Below are 12,991 nucleotides of genomic sequence, written 5' to 3' on the forward strand. Positions count from 1 at the left end.
AACCCGCGCGGTTGAAGATCGGTCTCCAGCCCATAGGCGTGAAGCCGGGACATCAACGCCCCAAGCCGCCCAAAAGCCTCCGAATGCTCAATATCATCGAGGCGTTCCTCCATGCCCGCCTCGCCCGTTTCGCTGCCCTTGCTCATAACCGGACCTCGTTTCCGGCCAGGCCCCGGGTTCCCTGGTGTGAGCGCACCAGCCGGGCCGTCTTTATGTCCAATGAAGCCGTCCGCCCCACACGAAACCGCTTCTGGCGTTAGCGTGGAAGACATGGTCTGTGGGTGCCCCCATCCGCGACCACACCCCTGGCAGGTCACACCGGAACGAAACGGTGAGAAACGATGCCCGAGTCATTCGGCGAAGCGCTCAGCCGGCTCATGATCGAGCGAAAGATGGGCGTCCGTGCGCTGGCGAGAGAAGTACCCTGCGACGCATCTCATCTCTCGAAGATCCGCTTAGGACGCAAGGGCACCTCGGAGCGGACGGCACGGCGCCTCGACGAGATCCTCGGCGCGAACGGATCGCTATCCGCTCTCAGGCCGAAACCCCCATACCGCATACCGGGCGGTACCGTGGATCGGAGTCCAACTCCCGACCCCGGGGACGACGACATGAAACGACGCGCCGCGCTGCAGATCATCACCGCCTTGGCCGCTGGAAGCACCATCCCACCCCGTGCCCTCGAAACCATGCTGTCCGGCATCCAGGACGTCTTGGGCAACCCTCTCGACCTCGATGAATGGGAAGCCGCCGTCCACGAGTACGGGCAACAGCTCAGCACCCGCCCGGCCGATGCATTGATCAACGATCTCACCACCGACCTCGTGGGTATCGGTGACCTTCTCAAGCGTCACCTCGACACCGCCGATGCCCCCGGTCTCTTCCGGATCAGTGCCGGGCTCTCTGGCCTTCTGGCGATTAAACTGGGCTACGTCGGCAACCAGCGTGCTGCGCGCCTCTCATGGGCCACCGCCAAGCACTCCGCTGACGCATCCGGGGATCAAGCCTTGCGTGTATGGGTACGTGGACGCGCCGCGCAAGAGGCATTCTGGGCCCAGCGGCCTGGTGAAGTCGTGGCCAAATTGGCATCAGAGGCCATAGAGATAGCGCACGGAACGCCATCGGCGGGACTCGCGCGAGCACACTCCGCCCGCGCATTCGCGGCCGCAGATCAGCAGGATGCTCGGCAGGCGCATCTCTCTCTGGATCAACTGAGGGAGGTTGTTGACCGCCTTCGAGAGCCCGAGGGCATGCTGGCCTCCAGTCCCATGGGCTTTCGGGAGTACCAGTTCCACTGGGCGGAGTCGTATGCACAGAGCCGGATAGGCGCCAGCAAGGCAGTAGCGACCATCTCCCACACTCGCTCCCTCTACCCCTCGACATCGGTCGTCGCTCGCGCAAACCTTTCGCTGATGGGGTCAGCCGTTCTCGTCCGAACGCGAGAGGTCGACAGCGGCCTCGATGAAGCGGTAACCACCCTGCGCAGCCAGCTCGAGGCGAAAGCAGGCCATCTCCCATGGGCAAGGCGGCTGGGCCAGAACGTCTGGGAGGCGCTTCCCCTCCAAGCGCGGATGCTCCCGGCGGCACGGGATCTACGCGAACTGACCACCGCCACCTGAACCCGGACGCGGCTGCGGCCTCGGTCGTTCGTCGGGGCCTCCGGCGTTCGCCTCGTTCAGGTGGTCGGCGCTGAGCTGACGATGCCTTGGGACGCATCGCATCCTGGTTGCGCATCGCGATTCGGGGCCGGACGATCAACGTCGGAGCGAGGGGACGTCAAGGGGCGTGAACCGTCGCGGATCTCCAGCGGGACGCGGGTGGCACCGGGCACCGGCCCGTGTGCACAGGGGTGAAAGCAAGGGCAGGCGGCTGTCGGTGCCTGGGTGAGCCGGGGCGCGGGAACGACGTGAAAGCGACAATGACCGCATGGCTTCAGATCTGGGAGCGGGCTACGAACCTGCTGCGCTTCTTGACCGGATCATCGCCGCGACCGAGTACCTGATTATCACCACCGGTGGCCTCGGTGACGATGACATGCGCGCCCCGTCCCTGTTGCCGGGCTGGACGCGAGCACACGTGCTGACTCATCTGGCCGCGACGCCGAGGGCGGCACTCGCCTCCTGACCTGGGCGCGGACAGAAGAGCCGACAGAGGAATACCCGAGCCTGGCGGCGCGGGCGGCGTAGATCGAAGCGGGCGCCGCACGAATCGCCGACGCGCGGCTCTGCGAGGTGCTCGTCCACCATGTCGATCTGCAGGTCGGGTTCACCCCCGGCGACTGGCCCGCCGACTTCGTCGCCTACGAACTCGACACGGTGACCACGGCCTTCGACCGCCGCGAGAATTCACCCCCCATGCGGCTCCACGCCACCAACACCAATGTTTCGTATGCCATATCCGCCGGCAGCGACCGACCCGTGATCCGAGGCCCCCAGGCATCCCTGCTCGCATGGCTCATGGGACGCTCGGCGGGCGCCGACCTCACCGTCGACTACGGCAGGGCCCTGCCCGTCCCGCCCTTCCTCTACTGACAATCCACCGAACAGGACATGTGCCCCGCCACTAACCTGTCTTGGTGATGAGAGAAGAAGCGGAAATCGAAGCCCTGCTCCGAGGCGCGGGCGAGTCCCTCCGCTTGTTCTGGGAGGCCACCGAGTACGACACACTCGATGACCTGGAAGAGGACGAGGACCAACTCCGGGAGACGTACGCGGCCGTTCAGGCTGTGGCTCCCGACGACCCCACCAGTGCCGTGTGCTTGACGGTCCTGGCGCTGGGAAGGCTGCGAGCACACCTCAACGGCGAGTACGACATAGCGGATGACCCCTTCGAAGCGCCCGACGATCCGCCCGCCGGGCTGGCCACAGACGACGAACTCGGCCGGGATCTGGCCACCGACGTAGTGCGGGCCGCACAGCGCACACTCGACCTCCAGCCCGCCGACAACCTCGCTGCTTTCGCGCTCGCGTGCGCGTCCCATTGGCTGGGCGACCTCACGCCGTCCACCTCCGCCTATCGTCAGGCCCTCCAACTCGACCCCCACGACGACGTCGCCAGAGCACGCATTGAGGCATTGGACAACGTCACACTTGCCGAGCCGCCGACGCCGATCGCGAGCCACCATCCCTACGGCTTTCACCTCCTGGAGATGACCCATGTGGTCGGCCACAGCGGCAGCCTCAGCGGACGGGTCTGGCTGCTGAACGAACCGTCCGCCGTCCGGGAAGCGGCCGATGGATACCTCGACGAATGGTTCAAGTACCACGGTCTCAGCCTCGATGAGGAATTCGGGCTGTGGACTCACCTTCCCGGTCGGCCGATCGAGGAAGCGCCGTTGCGGGATGCGCTCCAGCAAGACGGTAACGGCCACCCGGCCATCGACTGGTCCAAGGTCACGCTGCCGTCCCTTGGAGACCATCGGCTCCCTGTCGGCCACCCGATCCGATGGCTCGGCCAACTGCACTTCTTCGGCCGTACCGAACACGATGATTAGGTCTTGAACACCGGCCCACCGGCAACGTCACCGAGGCATGGCCCCCGGCCCCCGGCGCGACCGGCGTCGCGTCGTCGTCCGGGCCTCTGTCAGGCTTCTCGGGTGAACGTGGAACGCGCCCTCCGGCTCCTCCGTCAATGCGCCTACCTCTTCTGGGACGACGACGGCACTGACGAGATCGGCGCGCTGCTCGCCGAGGCGCGCGCCTGCTACGACGCCGCCGGGAACGCCGATCCCGCGACGGTCGCGATCGGCCGCTCCCTGATCGCGGCGTACGAGCTGCGCCTGTGCACCGACGTGGAGCACCGGGTGAACTCCGGCTGGGACTACGACTGGGACGGTCCGCCCTTCAACGGCGCCCAGGAGGAGGACTGGGACGAGGTGACCGGCCCGGCCGCCGACCGCGCCGCCTCGGCCGCCCGCGCGGCGATCGACGCCGATCCAGGGGACCCGCTGGTGCCCGTGCACCTCGCCCACGCGCTCAGCTGGCTCGGCGACCGCGACGGCGCGGTCGCCGCCTACCGGGAGGCACTGCGCCGCGACCCGGGCGACGACCTCGCCCGAACCTGCCTCAGGGCACTTGAGGCGGACCTCTCACCTCTTCCGGAGCCGGTACCGCGCTCGTACTCCTTCGTCCTGCTGCGCCGACGGTTCCGGATCACCAACTCCGACTGGGGCGAGACCGGTCACGTGTTCGGCGCGCTCGCCGCCGCGCGGCCGGCCGCCGACGCGATGCTCGCCGACAGCACCGGCGCCCTGTTCCGCGAGGAACTCGACGGCCGCCTCGAGCTGGAACTGAGCGTCCACCGGCCGAGCCTTCCCATCACATCGACCGACCTGATGACCCGGGTCCCGCGCGACCCCGACGAAGGCCCGTTCCGAATCGACTGGACGGACATCCAGGGAACTGACACCACAGAACCCTTGCTGCCACCGGGACGACCCGTCCGCATCGGGAACCTGCTCTGCTTCTGAGACCCGCGCCGACGGCACCGTCCCCACCCCGGCACGGGGTCGGCCGACGTCCGGTCTTAGGCGTCCTTCTTCCATTCGATGATCTGGAGGTAGTTGCCGTCGGGGTCGGCGAACGTGCCGAACTTGCCTTTCTCCCGGTCCTCGACCGAGATCCAGTCCACGCCGGCGGCGGTCAGCCGGGCCTGTTCGGCGTCGAAGTCGTCGACGTCGAAGTTGATGATCGTGCGACCCGGCTGGTCGTTGTTCGCCGCGACGTCCTCGCGCCCGTCGATGACCAGCAGGAAGCCGCCCAGGTCGATCGCGCCGTCGCCGGTGAACTCGGGCGCCAGCGCCTTGACGTACCACGCCCGTAGCTCGGCGGGACGGGTCGTGCCGAGCAACATGCTCGTGGGCTTCAGAGTCGTCATATCGAATCTCCTCGTTGCTGTGGGAAATCGCCGCCGCGGTCAGCGTCCGGGTGACGCCGACACCTCAGGACCGGAACTCAGTCGACGAGCGCGCCGCCGGACAGATTGACGATCGTCCCGGTCACGACGCCGGCTCGGTCCGAAGCCAGGAACGCCGCCGTCTCCGCGATCTCGGACAGCGCGGGCAGCCGCTTCAGCAGCGTCCCCTGAGCCAGTCCGTCCTCCAGGAACTCCCGCACCGACTGCCCGGCCGCTCCCGCGACCGGCTTGAAAAGGTCCTTGGTGTAGGAACCCGCCTCCGGCGCATCGGCGACGGCGTGGGGACGTATGCCGATGACCCGGATGCCGTCGGGTGCCAGCTCCGCGGCCAGGACCCGGGAGAACGCCTCCTTACCGGCCGCGCTCACCGCGTGCCCCAAGACGCCACCGACGGCCAGTTTGGAGGCCGGCTCTGACAACGTCAGGATGACGCCGGGACGCCCGCGGCCCATGTGCGGGGCCACGGCCTTGCTGGTGTTGAACAGCGCCCGCAGAAAGCCGTCGATCGGCCGCATGAACTCCTCCAGCGACAGGTCCGCCAGCAATGTCCCCTGGTCGTGCATGACGCTGACGGCGTTGAGAGCGACGTCGATGCCGCCGGCCGTCGCCGCGACCGCGTCGGCGTGCTTCTCGACCGCCTGCTGATCGAGGACGTCGACTAGCGCGGTCTCGACGGTCCCGCCTTCCGCGGCGATGTCACGCGCTACGGCGTCGAGCTTCGCCTGAGTCCGTCCGGCGATGAAGACGCGCGCGCCTTCCCGGGCGAAGACCCGGGCGACGGCGGCGCCGATGGCCCCTCCACCCCCATAGATCACGGCGTTCTTGTCCTTGAGCAGCAACCCGCTCACGTGTTCCCTCCCGTCCCGTCATGGCCGTGGCCTGGTTCGATACCACCGCCGGGATCAAAGAGTAACCACAGTTGATTGTTAAAAACAACTACGATCGAGGGTAGTTTAGGATCGTTTGGGAGGAGGGGTGACCATGCCGACCAGCCGCAGCTATCGGGACTCATGCGGGATCGCGCGGGCCCTCGACGTCGTGGGGGAGCGATGGGCTCTACTGATCGTCCGCGAGCTGCTTCTGACGCCGCAACGGTTCTCCGAGCTGCGGCACGCACTGCCCCACGTCAGCTCGAACGTGCTCGCCGACCGGCTCCGGGAGCTTGAGAACAACGGCGTGATTCGCCATGGACCGGCGGAGGCGGACGATCCGAAGGCATACCAGCTGACCGAATGGGGCCGGAAGCTCGAACCGGTCGTCCGGGGCCTGGCCGGCTGGGGGATCGACGCGCCACAGCCGCCCGAACCGACCTCGCTCAGTGCCGGCTCGGTGCTGATCTTCCTGGAGGAAGCTGCCCGGCCTGATCCCACGGCACCGCCCACGGTGTGCCGTCTGGATCTTGGAGGGCGGGTTTGGACGGTCCGGCTGGCGGAGGGGCGGGTTCAGGTGCGGGCCGGGGAGACGACGACGGCGGACGCCTCGCTTCGGGCGGAGCCCAAGACCCTCGGCACCCTGCTGGCCGACCCGTCCGCCCTCGAAACCGCGTGCGCCGACGGCAGCATCGCCGTCGTAGGAGACCTGTCAGCCATCCGCCGCTTGCTGCACGCGGTCACCCGCCCCGCTCAGCCCAATAGCCCCTAGCGAGCGGCGCCTCACCCTGGGAGAGGCGCCGCCGTCTCCCGGCACATGTGATCACCGGCTCGGCCGGCCGCGCCGATGCGGTCGCGATGGTGCCGACCTCGCTGGACGTCGGGCCGGGCATGGCCGTGCTGGAGGTCGGCACCGGGACAGGGGAAACCCCGCGCCGCGGGGCGCCGCGCTAGTCGAGCGGCCGTCCGACGGTCACGTCGACGTGGTCCGGCACCTCCCCATGCCGGTCGCCGACGCTCAACGTCCCGGTCGGCTCGAACAGGAGGATCGACGCCCCACCCGGGGCGGACGGCTTGTGCTCGACGCCGCGAGGGACGACGAACACCGCGCCCTTGGGCAGCGTCACGGCGCGTTCGCCCTGGTCGTCACGGAGCGCGATGGTCAGTTCGCCGTCGAGCACCAGGAAGAACTCGTCGGTGTCGTCGTGGACATGCCAGACATGGTCCCCGGCGACCTTGGCGACGCGGACGTCGTAGTCGTTCACCCGCGAGACGATGCGCGGGCTCCAGATGTCGGTGAAGGAGGCCAGCGCGGAGCGCAGATCGATCGGTTCGTTCACCCGTCCACTCTCCCGGTTGGCATCGGCCCGGCGTGAGTGCTAGGAATCGCATATGTCGCAAGGATCCTCGCATCGCGTGGTGGTGATCGTCGGCGCGGGCTCGAACCCGTTCGAGCTGGGCGTCGCCACCGAGCTGTTCGGCCTGCGCCGGCCTGAGCTGGACATACCGTGGTACGACTTCACGCTCTGCGCGCCGGGCTCGGTGGTGATGCACGCGGGCATGTTCACCATGTCGGGGATCCCGGGGTTGGAGGCGGTCGAACGAGCCGACACCGTGATCGTCCCCAATCGTCCCGACCCGGAGAACGCCCCTGACGAGGCGATCCTCACCGCGATCCGGACGGCCGCCGCCCGGGGCGCGCGGCTCGTGAGCTTCTGCACCGGCGCGTTCACCCTCGCGGCCGCCGGTGTGCTCGACGGCCGCCCGGCGACCACCCATTGGCGCTGGGCCGACTTCTTCCGATCCCGCTTCCCGTCGGTGCGGCTCGAACCGGACGTGCTGTTCGTGGACGACGGCGACGTCCTGACGGCCGCGGGCAGTGCCGCCGCGCTCGACCTGTGCCTGCACATCGTGCGCCGCGATCACGGCGCGGAGATCGCCAACGCCGTCGGCCGCCGCCTGGTCTTCGCCGGGCACCGCGACGGCGGCCAGCGGCAGTTCGTCGAACGTCCCGTCCCCGCGATCCCGGACACCTCGCTGGCGCCCGTCCTGGCCTGGGCCCAGGAACGGCTCGATCTGCCGCTGACCGTCGCCGACCTGGCCGCCCGCGCCGCGACCAGCCCGGCCACGCTGCACCGCCGTTTCCAAGCCGAACTCGGCACCACCCCACTGGCCTGGCTGACCACCGAGCGCGTCGCGCTGGCCTGCCGGCTCATCGAGAACGGCGAACTCCGGCTGGAGGCCGTCGCGCACGCCAGCGGCCTGGGCACCCCCGCCAACCTGCGCACCCAGCTACGCCGCCAAACCGGCCTCACACCGTCCGCCTACCGGACCCGCTTCGCCCACACCGAACGTGCGAAAGCGACCCCAACCCCCAGCCCCGCCTCCTGAATGCCATCGCCGGACGCGGAACACCGGATCCAACGAGGTGGGCAAGCACGATGACGATGACAAGAAGCAAGGCGACGGCAAGTAGCGGTGGCCGATGCTGCGGAGCTGTCGGCCCGGTTGGTGGCGGAGCTCACCGAGGCGGGTGACCTGACGCCGGACTGGCGGCCGGTGTTCGAGGCGGTTCCCCGGCATCGGTTCGTTCCCGACACGGTGTGGGTCCAGGACGGTGGCCGGTTGGTGCCCGTGGATCGAGTAGACGACGAGGCCGCGTGGCGGGTGCTGGTGCCGTGGACCACCGACTTCCACAACGGCGCGCTGGTGTCGTTCGTGGTGGCCGAGAACGGGGACATGCGGGGCCGGATCGTGGGGAACGTGGCGTTCATGCGGCTACGAGACCAGCGCGGCAAACGCGCCTCGATCGCCCACGACGTGCACGACCTCGCCGGGGCACGCCGCTCCTTCACCCGCACGCACCCCTACGGCGTCCTCGGCGAGTACGACGCGTCGTTGGCGATCGGCCTGAAGGTGCCGCGCTGCAAACTGATCGTCCAACACGACGACAACGGGTCCTACACGGTGTGGCTGATCGATCCGTGGTCGGACTCGTGGGCTGGCCTGGACTACGAGCCGGTGCGGAGAAGTTCCCGGTCCGCCAATCGGGCGTCCGGAACCTGTGGCAGGGAGTAGAGGACGCCCATCACTGGTGGGACGGCCTCAACCGTCCCACCGCCGACCGGTGGGGCCTGTCCGTGACCGGCAAGGACCAGCACATCTGGCTCGACACCGAAAACAACCGAATCGACCGCTAAGGAACAGGCCCCCGCGCGCCGCCTGACGTGAAGTTGTAGCGAGACCGGCCCTGGGAGGTCACGAGACTGCAGGTCTCGCCCAGCTCAGGAAGGGCCGCAGGCGCTCTGGGACCGGATCCGACGTGTGATGCTGCAAGAGGCGGGCAATTTACTTCTACCGACCAACTCTGGACGGCTGGGAGATAGTACAGGTCAACGCAGTAGAGCCTCTCGGAGTGCGGATCCTTGAAGCAAGCGAATGAGATCTGGACTTTCAAGAACGAGAGGTGCGGACGGAAGTTCCGCTAGTCGCAGCATGGTTTGGCAGACGTCGGCAAACGGTTGACCTTGAATTGCCCTTACCCATCGTCCCTTCTCTTCTGTGTCGTCCTGCTCGTTCGCTCGCGCCCACTGAAAAATGCAGGCCTCCACCACGGATCTGGCATCCTGTCTACCTCTCGCGAGAATCTCATTATTGAGATCGCAGACGTCGATGGTGACTTTGCCTTTGAGGGTCAGAGCGGTGTACATGCCGAGGCTAAGGGTAAGTCGCAGGTGATCAAAAGGATCCTCGGCGCTCGGATCGATGAGCAAAGGACGACCTGCGTCGTCGGTCGGGAATTTATCGCCCTTGCGTCCGCTGTTGCAGCCAGAGCAAGCTAAAAGGTGGTTCAACCAATCGAACGTCCTCAGTGGGTTCCGGTTCACCGGCTCGAAGTGGTCGATGTCCAGCCCGCGATTATCTCCGCAGTACATGCAGAACTCGCGACCGATGGCCATTCGTCGTAACGCGGTAACGAGGGGTGGGCGTACATTACGTCGAACAGTGGTATGCCGCCACATGCTTCGAGCGTAAGTGGTTCGTCCGCCGAGTTCGGCTTGCTGTATACCGTCGGTAAGCCTTGCTAGTTCTCGGGTAAGCGATCCGGGCAGCATCTCCCGGTGGATACGGATCATTGATCTGTAGGATCCTTCGGCAGTCGCAAGGCGGCGGCAACCTCTCCCACCCGCGTCGCAGCCGAGCTCGTCAGCTGATCTCTGAGCTCCTGATAGCGCGAGATCTCCCGCTCGTTCGCACTGCCCTCGATTACCTTCGCTTCGAGCTTCACCAGATATCGGCGAAGTCTTTGTGCGGCCTCTGAGTAGGTGCTGTCGAGTCCGAAGAGTTCGGTCAGGACGGCGTCATCTCCGCTTCCGTACACCACGCGCTCGTAAAGATCGTCTGAGACGCGTTCCGGTGCGGCTTCTTCGTCGGGGCCGGGTAGTCGGATCAGACCGCCCGGATCCGCCTCCTGGCAAATATACGGGCTGTGCGTCGTGACGATGAATTGGATCTGTGGAAAATGTTGCTTCAGCCAGGAGCCGATGCGCTTTTGCCAGGAAATATGCAGATGTGCTTCAACTTCGTCGATCAGAACAACGCCCGGAGCGGTGACGATGGGTACGCCCGCTTCCGTGACCGCGAACGGAAGATTGTTGAACGCAAATCGGATTTGTATCAAAAGATCCAGGACCAAAGCCGTGATCGTCCGATATCCGTCACTCATCTCCCGCAGCGGGAAACGGCGGTCCCCCTTCGTGACCCACAAGCCATCGGAGTCCACTTTGCCGATCTTGTAGGAGTCCGGAAGGAGGCCGTCGGAAAGAATCCGCAACGCGGAATCCAGTATCACCTCCGCATCGACTTTTCTTTCGAGGGTCCGCAGGTGTGCCCTGATCAGCCAGCTGATGCCCTCTTCGAGAACGGCGTCTTCTCGGAAGAGGCTGACGACTCGGCCTACTTCTTCGCCCTTGATTCGCCACCGGGATCCAAGGCTGTGCTTTTCGGGTCGACGAAATGGGCCATAGCCGATGCAGAGCCATGCGGGCTCTCCGCGGCGTCGACGCACGTCCGGTGGAAATAGATGTCTTTGATCGGGCAGCGGCCCAGAACTGATGCCGATCGCCCCGCCCTCTCCGGGCACCGAACTCCAACGCCAACCCCATTCCAGTCCCTCTTCAAAATTGAAGAGGACATGTCCGTCATGGGGAGGGATCACGGTCAGCTGTGCTCGCCCCTCCTCGGTGCCCGCAGATACCCACTGGGCCATATCCTCTTCAAAAACGGTACCTGATGAGCCTAGAAAAGTAAGGGCAATGGCGCGCAGTATCGTGGTCTTTCCCGAGCCGTTCCGACCGGCCAGAACAGTCCATCCGGCGTAGCTGCCGTCAGGACGTGTTAGGTCGAGATCGACAACACGTGGGCCTGTGAAGCCCTTAACGTTGGTCAGCCTCAGCCTGGAGATGTACATACCGCGACTCTACGCTGTAGGGGGCGCACAACGAGGCAGAGTGGCTCGACACGAGTAGATGCCGAGATCGCGGAGCTTGCCCTACTGAGTCGGACAAGGGCGGAAGCGACCGGGGCGGTATGGTGAAGTCGCGTGTTGGCCCGGACACACTCTGCGGTAGTTGCCTGGCATGTCACGCCTTAGGGGCGTAGGAACGTTTTCATCCGTAGGACCACGGTCTAGTACTGGACTGTTCGGCTGGGGCCACGTCTCCGGCTCCTCGGCTGGTGGGACCGAGGGCGGTCGCGTTTTATTCGATCAGGTCTCTGGGGTGTAGGGCGGGGCTGCGCCCCAGTTCCAGTGGGGCATGGGGGCCTCTAGTGGGGGGTTCGCGTCGGGTTGGGAGTTCGTGAGGGCTATGCGGGTGCCCCATTCGATGTAGCTCGCGAACGCCGCGCGGAACTCCGGGTCGGCGGGGAGGGCGGCCTCGTCCGCGGCGTCCATGAGAAGGCTCACCCAGCGGCGCCGCTGGGGTTCGGTGATGGCCTTGCCCAGGTGTTGGCGGACCATGTGGTGGTAGCCGCCGCGTTCGGTGCTGTAGCGCTTGGGGCCGCGGAACACCTCGCCGAGCCACATCGCGACGTACCGGGGGTGGCCGGGGTCCATGTGGGCGAAGAGGGGACCGATCAAGTCGTCCTTGAGGACGTGCGCGTAGAAGATCTCGGTGAGCCGTTCGAAGGCGTCGGCGCCGCCCGCCCAGTCGTACAGGGTGGGGACGGACGAGCCGGTGCCGCGCACGGGCGTGGGCTCGTAGTGCCGCATCTCCTCGATCCGCTGCGCGTACGGCTTGATCGCGGCGAGGAAGGCGGGGAAGTGCTCGCCGCCGCGGAAGCCGGTGAGGTGGTCGCCGGCGGACGTCCAGGTGATGCGCAGGATGTAGGAGGCGGGCTCCTCGGCGCATCGGGACAGCTCGTAGTCCACGCACTGCGGCGCGGCGGCGAGGGAGGCGGCGGCGCGCGTGTACGCCGCCTCGAAGTCCTCGGCCTCTCCGGGATCGATCCGGTACCGGACGTATTCGACGATCATGTGCGCCCCCGTGTCCTCGCCGGTGGCGGCCGGGCGCCGCGACCGATCGGGTAATTACTGTAACTCTGTAATCACCCGATCGGAAGCGGAGCGGTCAGGTGCCGGCGCCGCCGCGGGACGACCGCCGGAACAGGGCGGCACCGCCGACGACCAGCGCGAGGACGACCGCCGCCAGGCCGATCCACAGCCAGCCGGACGAGCCGCCGGAGTCCTGCTTGCTCCCGGACGCGGAGTGCCCGTGCCCGCCGCCGGACGAGGACGCGGGGATCCCGCCCGGAATGTCGCCGGGCGCCACGCCGGAGGAACCCATCACGGTGAACTTGTAGCTGCCGGTCACCGGGTGGCCGTCGGCGGCGACGACGCGCCAGCCCACCGTGTACACGCCGTTGGGCAGCTTTCCGGAGACCTGCTCGGTGACGGTGTTGTCGACGGCCTGGGCCTGCCCCGCCTCGTGGCGCTTGCCCTTCGTGTCGGTGATCACGACCTGCGGGAGCATCACCGGGTCGTTGTAGGTCAGGACGACCTTGGTGGGCGGGGTGACGGCGGAGCCGGAGGACGGGGTCGCGGACTTCAGCGCGGTGTGCGCCGAGGCCGGGGCGGCGCCCGCGCCGAGCGTCAGCCCGGCCGCGACGCCCATGGCCAGGACGCCGGCGGCGGCGCGCCGGGCGAGCGG

The 12,991-nt window shown here is 67.1% G+C and carries 16 protein-coding genes; 9 read left to right on the plus strand and 7 right to left on the minus strand.

Annotated elements, in window-relative coordinates:
• The first annotated feature begins 341 nt into the window (after positions 1–341).
• The 5 genes from E1291_RS32145 to E1291_RS32165 all read left to right on the plus strand — a co-directional run bounded on the left by E1291_RS32145 (position 342) and on the right by E1291_RS32165 (position 4,468).
• Positions 342–1,619 (plus strand): helix-turn-helix domain-containing protein, encoded by a 1,278-nt coding sequence (locus tag E1291_RS32145; RefSeq protein WP_242614509.1) that lies wholly within the window; start codon positions 342–344, stop codon positions 1,617–1,619.
• Between the two features lie 307 nt (positions 1,620–1,926).
• On the plus strand, positions 1,927–2,124 hold the full coding sequence (locus E1291_RS32150) for a maleylpyruvate isomerase N-terminal domain-containing protein (protein ID WP_207401052.1): 198 nt from the start codon (positions 1,927–1,929) through the stop codon (positions 2,122–2,124).
• Between the two features lie 107 nt (positions 2,125–2,231).
• Positions 2,232–2,531: a DinB family protein gene (locus E1291_RS32155; RefSeq protein ID WP_165495381.1), complete on the plus strand. Its 300-nt coding sequence runs from the start codon at positions 2,232–2,234 to the stop codon at positions 2,529–2,531.
• A gap of 47 nt (positions 2,532–2,578) precedes the next feature.
• Positions 2,579–3,493 (plus strand): tetratricopeptide repeat protein, encoded by a 915-nt coding sequence (locus E1291_RS32160; protein WP_131741841.1) that lies wholly within the window; start codon positions 2,579–2,581, stop codon positions 3,491–3,493.
• 102 nt (positions 3,494–3,595) lie between these two features.
• The gene (locus tag E1291_RS32165) at positions 3,596–4,468 is read left to right on the plus strand and encodes a tetratricopeptide repeat protein (RefSeq protein WP_165495382.1); all 873 of its coding nucleotides are present in this window, start codon (positions 3,596–3,598) and stop codon (positions 4,466–4,468) included.
• Positions 4,469–4,524: 56 nt separating this feature from the next.
• Here E1291_RS32165 and E1291_RS32170 read toward each other — a convergent pair whose 3' ends face one another.
• Positions 4,525–4,875: a VOC family protein gene (locus E1291_RS32170; RefSeq protein WP_131741843.1), complete on the minus strand. Its 351-nt coding sequence runs from the start codon at positions 4,873–4,875 to the stop codon at positions 4,525–4,527.
• A 77-nt stretch (positions 4,876–4,952) separates the two neighbouring features.
• The gene (locus E1291_RS32175; RefSeq protein WP_131741844.1) at positions 4,953–5,762 is read right to left on the minus strand and encodes an SDR family NAD(P)-dependent oxidoreductase; all 810 of its coding nucleotides are present in this window, start codon (positions 5,760–5,762) and stop codon (positions 4,953–4,955) included.
• A gap of 133 nt (positions 5,763–5,895) precedes the next feature.
• Between E1291_RS32175 and E1291_RS32180 the strand changes: the two genes are divergently transcribed.
• Positions 5,896–6,555 carry a winged helix-turn-helix transcriptional regulator gene (locus E1291_RS32180; RefSeq protein ID WP_131741845.1) on the plus strand — a complete coding sequence of 220 codons (660 nt, stop codon included), beginning with the start codon at positions 5,896–5,898 and terminating at the stop codon, positions 6,553–6,555.
• 47 nt (positions 6,556–6,602) lie between these two features.
• On the plus strand, positions 6,603–6,737 hold the full coding sequence (locus E1291_RS44770; protein WP_278045296.1) for a hypothetical protein: 135 nt from the start codon (positions 6,603–6,605) through the stop codon (positions 6,735–6,737).
• On the opposite strand, the gene E1291_RS32185 is transcribed toward E1291_RS44770, so the two are convergent.
• The gene (locus E1291_RS32185) at positions 6,734–7,123 is read right to left on the minus strand and encodes a cupin domain-containing protein (RefSeq protein WP_131741846.1); all 390 of its coding nucleotides are present in this window, start codon (positions 7,121–7,123) and stop codon (positions 6,734–6,736) included. The two genes, E1291_RS44770 and E1291_RS32185, sit on opposite strands and share 4 nt — an antisense overlap.
• 52 nt (positions 7,124–7,175) lie before the next feature.
• Between E1291_RS32185 and E1291_RS32190 the strand changes: the two genes are divergently transcribed.
• Together E1291_RS32190 and E1291_RS32195 are read left to right on the plus strand one after the other, a co-directional pair.
• On the plus strand, positions 7,176–8,174 hold the full coding sequence (locus tag E1291_RS32190) for a helix-turn-helix domain-containing protein (RefSeq protein WP_207401053.1): 999 nt from the start codon (positions 7,176–7,178) through the stop codon (positions 8,172–8,174).
• A gap of 87 nt (positions 8,175–8,261) precedes the next feature.
• Positions 8,262–8,861 carry a hypothetical protein gene (locus E1291_RS32195; RefSeq protein ID WP_242614510.1) on the plus strand — a complete coding sequence of 200 codons (600 nt, stop codon included), beginning with the start codon at positions 8,262–8,264 and terminating at the stop codon, positions 8,859–8,861.
• A gap of 314 nt (positions 8,862–9,175) precedes the next feature.
• Here E1291_RS32195 and E1291_RS32200 read toward each other — a convergent pair whose 3' ends face one another.
• The 4 genes from E1291_RS32200 to E1291_RS32215 form a co-directional block, all read right to left on the minus strand.
• On the minus strand, positions 9,176–9,742 hold the full coding sequence (locus E1291_RS32200) for an HNH endonuclease family protein (protein ID WP_207401054.1): 567 nt from the start codon (positions 9,740–9,742) through the stop codon (positions 9,176–9,178).
• A 173-nt stretch (positions 9,743–9,915) separates the two neighbouring features.
• On the minus strand, positions 9,916–11,253 hold the full coding sequence (locus E1291_RS32205; RefSeq protein ID WP_131741848.1) for an AAA family ATPase: 1,338 nt from the start codon (positions 11,251–11,253) through the stop codon (positions 9,916–9,918).
• 297 nt (positions 11,254–11,550) lie between these two features.
• Positions 11,551–12,318: a group II truncated hemoglobin gene (locus E1291_RS32210; protein WP_131741849.1), complete on the minus strand. Its 768-nt coding sequence runs from the start codon at positions 12,316–12,318 to the stop codon at positions 11,551–11,553.
• Positions 12,319–12,412: 94 nt separating this feature from the next.
• A partial coding sequence (locus tag E1291_RS32215; protein WP_306434490.1) for a copper resistance CopC family protein occupies positions 12,413–12,991 on the minus strand: 579 nt, incomplete at its 5' end.

The sequence above is a fragment of the Actinomadura roseirufa genome (genome assembly GCF_900659635.1).
Taxonomy (GTDB): Bacteria; Actinomycetota; Actinomycetes; order Streptosporangiales; family Streptosporangiaceae; genus Spirillospora; species Spirillospora roseirufa.